General features: G+C 75.2%; 3 protein-coding genes and 1 pseudogene. 1 reads left to right on the top strand and 3 read right to left on the bottom strand.

All coding sequences use genetic code 11. From position 1 onward, the window contains the following. Window positions 1–267, top strand: a pseudogene (locus GTW40_RS31275) (serine/threonine protein kinase); the annotation flags it as partial. 31 nt (window positions 268–298) lie between these two features. Here the strand turns inward: GTW40_RS31275 and GTW40_RS31270 are convergent. The 3 genes from GTW40_RS31270 to cobT form a co-directional block, all read right to left on the bottom strand. Then, window positions 299–1108 carry an RNA methyltransferase gene (locus GTW40_RS31270; RefSeq protein ID WP_161183507.1) on the bottom strand — a complete coding sequence of 270 codons (810 nt, stop codon included), beginning with the start codon at window positions 1106–1108 and terminating at the stop codon, window positions 299–301. Window positions 1109–1181: 73 nt separating this feature from the next. After that, window positions 1182–2417: a uroporphyrinogen-III C-methyltransferase gene (cobA, locus tag GTW40_RS31265; protein WP_161183506.1), complete on the bottom strand. Its 1236-nt coding sequence runs from the start codon at window positions 2415–2417 to the stop codon at window positions 1182–1184. Window positions 2418–2610: 193 nt separating this feature from the next. Continuing rightward, window positions 2611–5222: nicotinate-nucleotide--dimethylbenzimidazole phosphoribosyltransferase (gene cobT / locus GTW40_RS31260; RefSeq protein ID WP_161183505.1), on the bottom strand; the 2612-nt coding region annotated here is incomplete at its 5' end.

The following is a 5222-nucleotide window of genomic DNA, read 5'->3' as shown; positions in this document are numbered from 1 at the left end:
GGCCGCCCGGCCCCCCGTACGACGGGAACCCGGCTGCGCCCGGCCAACCCACGGCTGCTGCGCCAGCGGCTGTTCGTCTTCGTGGTGGTGACGCTCCTCGTGGCGCTGGGGATCGCGCTGGCCCAGGGATGTACGGGCCCGTCCCGGGGGCTGGGGGGCGACGGCACGCAGCGGACGCACGTCCAGCCGAGGACGGACTCGCACGGCGGCGACGGGGTGCCGGTGGAGCAGGAGTACAACCCGACACCGCGGCCCGACGGACCGTAGCCCTCCGCCAAGTGGGCCGCCGGGCCGGGTGTTACGGCGTGCGGCAGGTCGCGTAGAACGCCACCGCCGAGGCCGCCGCCACGTTCAGCGAGTCGATGCCCGCCGACATCGGGATGCGGACCAGTTTGTCGGCCGCGTTCATGGCCGCGCGGGACAGCCCGTCACCCTCGGTGCCCAGCATCAGGGCCAGCTTCTCGTGGTGCTCGGCGGCCAGCTCGTCCAGGGTGACGGAGTCCGGGCCCAGACAGAGGGCCGCGATGACGAAGCCCGCCTCGTGGAGCGTGCCCGCGTCCTGCGGCCAGGAGTCGAAGCGCGCGTAGGGGACCGAGAAGACGGCGCCCATGGAGACCTTCACCGCGCGCCGGTAGAGGGGGTCGGCGCAGCGGGGGGTGAGGAGGACCGCGTCCACGCCCAGCGCGGCCGCGTTGCGGAAGGCGGCGCCCAGGTTGGAGTGGTCGACCATGTCCTCGAAGACGGCCACGCGGCGGGCCGGGGCCAGCACTTCGGCGGCCGTCGGCAGCGGCTTGCGGCCCATGGAGGCGAGGGCGCCCCGGTGGACGTGGTAGCCGGTGACGCGTTCGGCCAGTTCCGGGCTCACGCAGTAGACGGGGGCGGGGAGTTCGTCGATGACGTCCCGCATCACCTCGGTCCACTTGGGGGTGAGCAGCATGGAGCGCGTGCCGTAGCCCGCCGCCCGCGCCCGGCGGATCACCTTCTCGCCCTCCGCGATGAACAGCCCCTCGGCGGGCTCGCGCCTGCGGCGCAGCTCCACGTCGGTGAGGTTCGTGTAGTCGTGCAGGCGGGGGTCGTCGGGGTCCGTGATGGTGATGAGTTCGGCCACGGGAAGATGGTGCCTCGTTCTGGAGAGAGAAGGAAAACGACGGTGCGGGCGTGCGGGGTGCCCGCCGGGGTCCTCAGGCGTCCGGCGCCGTCGGGCCCACCGTGACCACCTCGCCGACCACGATCACCGCGGGCGGCTTCACCGCCTCGCGCCGTACCGTCTCCTCGACCGTCGCGAGCGTCGCGTCCACCCGGCGCTGGGCGGCGGTCGTACCCTCCTGGATCAGGGCGACCGGGGTGTCGGGGGACTTGCCGTGGGCGATGAGGGTCTCGGCGATACGGCCCATCTTGTCGACGCCCATGAGGATCACCAGCGTGCCGGTGAGCTTCGCGAGCGAGGGCCAGTCGACCAGGGAGCGCTCGTCGTCGGGGGCGACATGGCCGCTGACCACGGTGAACTCATGGGCGACGCCCCGGTGTGTGACGGGTATCCCGGCCGCGCCCGGCACGGAGACCGAGCTGGTGATGCCGGGGACGACCGTGCAGGGGATGCCCGCCTCGGTGAGCGCCTGGACCTCCTCCATGCCCCGGCCGAAGACGAAGGGGTCCCCGCCCTTGAGCCGCACCACGGACTTGCCCTGCTTGGCGTGCTCGATCAGGGCGTTGTTGATGGCCTCCTGGGCCATGTAGCGGCCGTAGGGGATCTTCGCCGCGTCGATCACCTCGACGTGCGGCGGGAGTTCGGCGAGCAGGTCGCGCGGGCCGAGCCGGTCGGCGATGACCACGTCGGCCTCCGCGAGCAGCCGCCGTCCGCGCACGGTGATCAGGTCCGGGTCGCCGGGGCCGCCGCCGACCAGGGCGACGCCGGGGGTGCGGGTGCGGTGGTGGGGGGCGACGAGGGTGCCGTCACGCAGGCCCGCCACGACCGCGTCGCGGACGGCTGCGGTGTGCCGGGGGTCGCGGTGGCGCGCGGTGGTGGTGAGGACGGCGACCGTCACGCCCTCGCTGGTGCCGGTGGCCGGGGTCCAGGCGGTGGCCGCGTCGGCGTCGTCGGAGCGTACGCACCACACCCGCTCGTGCTCGGCCTCGGCGGAGGCGGTGGCGTTGGCGACGGGGTCGCTGGTGGCGATCAGGGCGTACCAGGCGCCGTTCAGATCGCCCTCGGCGTACGGCCGCCGCTCCCAGGTGATCTCGCCCGCGTCCGCCATCGCCTCCACGGAGGGCGTGGCCCCGGGCGAGACCAGCAGGACGTCCGCGCCCGCCGCGATCAGCGCCGGGAGGCGGCGCTGGGCGACCTGGCCGCCGCCGAGCACGACCACGCGGCGGCCGGCCAGACGGAGACCTACGGGGTAGGCGGGGTGTTCGGCCATGAGGTGCGGCTCCTCGTCCAGCTCTGCGGTCGGCGCGCTACGGCGGCGGAGCGGCCCTGACGTGCGGATTTTACGGCGCCGGGGCGGGCGGCGGCACGGGCGGTCCGGTGGGTGAACACCGGGCCCGCCCGTCTCGCGGGGAGGACCGGACCACCCCGTGACGTTCCGGGGTGGTCGGGCTCCCTGTGACGACCTACTTCTCGGTGACGCCCGCCGAGTCGAACGTCGCCACCTCGTGCATCGCACGCGCCGTGCTCTGCACCAGCGGCAGGGCGAGCAGCGCGCCGGTGCCCTCGCCCAGGCGCAGGTCGAGGTCGACCAGCGGGCGCAGGCCCAGCTTGTTGAGCGCGGCGACATGGCCGGGCTCGGCGCTGCGGTGTCCCGCGATGCAGGCGGCCAGCACCTCGGGGGCGATGGCGCGGGCGACGAGGGCCGCGGCCCCGGCGCTGACGCCGTCCAGGATCACCGGCGTACGCAGCGAGGCGCCGCCGAGGAGCAGGCCGACCATGGCCGCGTGCTCGAAGCCGCCGACCGCAGCGAGGACGCCGATCGGGTCGGCCGGGTCGCACTGGTGGAGTTCCAGCGCGCGCCGGACCACCTCGGTCTTGCGGGCCAGCGTCTCGTCGTTGATGCCGGTGCCACGACCGGTGACCTCGGCCGGGTCGGCGCCGGTGAAGACGGCGATCAGCGCGGCGGACGCGGTGGTGTTGGCGATGCCCATCTCACCGGTGAGCAGCGCCTTGTTCCCGGCGGCGACCAGGTCGCGGGCGGTCTCGATGCCGACCTCGATGGCCGCTCTGGCCTCCTCGCGGGTCATCGCGGGCCCGGCGGTCATGTCGGAGGTGCCGCCCCGGATCTTGCGGGGCAGCAGGCCGGGGGTGGCGGGCAGGTCGGCGACGACGCCGACGTCCACGACGCACACCTCGGCGCCGACCTGGGCCGCGAAGGCGTTGCAGACGGCGCCTCCGCCCAGGAAGTTGGCCACCATCTGACCGGTGACCTCCTGCGGCCAGGGGGTGACGCCCTGGGCGTGCACGCCGTGGTCACCGGCGAAGATCGCGACGGCCGCGGGCTCCGGGATCGGCGGCGGGCACTGCCGGGAGAGACCGGACAGCTGCGCGGAGATGATCTCCAGCATGCCGAGCGCTCCGGCCGGCTTGGTCATGCGCTTCTGGCGCTCCCACGCCTCGCCGAGCGCCTTGGCGTCGAGCGGGCGGATCTGTGCGACGGTCTCGGCGAGCAGGTCGTGGGGTTCCTCTCCGGGCAGGGCGCGGCGCCCGTACGTCTCCTCGTGCACGACCCAGGACAGCGGGCGGCGCTTGGACCAGCCCGCCTGCATCAGCTCGGGCTCGTCCGGGAACTCGTCGACGTACCCGACGCACAGGTAGGCGACGACCTCCAGGTGCTCGGGCAGGCCGAGGGCGCGGACCATCTCCCGCTCGTCGAAGAAGCTGACCCAGCCGACGCCGAGGCCCTCGGCGCGGGCGGCGAGCCACAGGTTCTCGACCGCGAGCGCGGAGGAGTACGGCGCCATCTGCGGCTGGGTGTGCCGGCCGAGGGTGTGGCGGCCGCCTCGGGTGGGGTCGGCGGTGACGACGATGTTGACCGGGGTGTCGAGGATGGCCTCGATCTTCATTTCCTTGAACTGCTTCGCCCGGCCCTTGGGCAGCGACTGGGCGTACGCCTCGCGCTGGCTCATGGCCAGGTCGTGCATCGCGCGCCGCGTGTCCGCGGACTTGATGACGACGAAGTCCCAGGGCTGGGAGTGGCCCACCGACGGCGCGGTGTGCGCGGCCTCCAGGACGCGGAGCAGCACCTCGTGCGGGATGGGGTCGCCGCGGAAGCCGTTGCGGATGTCGCGGCGCTCGCGGATCACCTTGAGCACGGCCTCGCGCTCGGCGTCGTTGTACGCGGGGGCGGCGGGGCCTGCGGGTACGAGTGCCTCCGCCACGGCGGGCACGTCCTGGGCGTCCTGCTCGTACTGGTCGTCCTGGTCGGCGGCCCGGGTGTCCAGGTCCTCCGCGCTCTGGACGACGTCCGGCTCCCCGGTGACCTGCTCGGGCAGCCTCAGCGGCTGCGGCGGGGTCGGCGCGAGGTGCGGGGCCGTGGGCACCTGCCCCTCGACCGGCACGAACTGACCGAGCGTCTGGTCCGGGTGCGGCTCCAGGGGGACGGAGGAGGGCAGCGGGGCAGCCTCCGGCGGCGCGACGAGTTGAGGGCCCTGGGTGGGTACGGGAGCCGCTGCCTCGTCGGCGACGGGGGCGGGCTCGGCGGGAGCCGGGGTTTCGGCCTCGGGGGCCGGTACGGGCTCGGCCGCCTCGGGAGTCACCTCGGCGGCGGCCGGTACGGCGGGCTCGGCCGGAGCGACGGGGGCGGCACCCTGCGGGTCCGCGTCGGCGGGGGCGTCCGCCTGCGGCTCCGGCTGGGCCGGGAGGACGGTGACCGATGCCTCGGCGGGGTCGGCGATGGCCGGGGCCGCAGCCTCCGGCGGGGCCGCGTCGGACACGAAGACGTGCGCGGGGTCGTCCTCTGCCGGGACGCCGGCCTGCGGCTCCGGCTGGGCGGTGTCCGGGGCCGGTGCCTCGGCGGGGACGGCGGCGGGGGCCGCAGCCTCCGGCGGGGCCGCGTCGGGCGCGGGGGCCGGTGCGGGGTCGTCCTCTGCCGGAGCGGCGGCAAGCGGCTCGGCCTCCACCGGGGCCACAACCTGCGGGTCCGTGTCGGTGGGCGCGGGAGCCTGCGGCTCGGCCTCGGCGGCGGCCTGCGGCTGGGCGGCGTCGGGCGCGGGAGCCTGCGCGAGGTCGGCCT

Origin of the sequence: Streptomyces sp. SID4985 (genome assembly GCF_009863025.1) — a bacterium.
Lineage (GTDB): Bacteria > Actinomycetota > Actinomycetes > Streptomycetales > Streptomycetaceae > Streptomyces.
The sequence above is the reverse complement of the archived record's forward strand: the minus strand, read 5'-3'. Positions and strand labels throughout refer to the sequence as shown.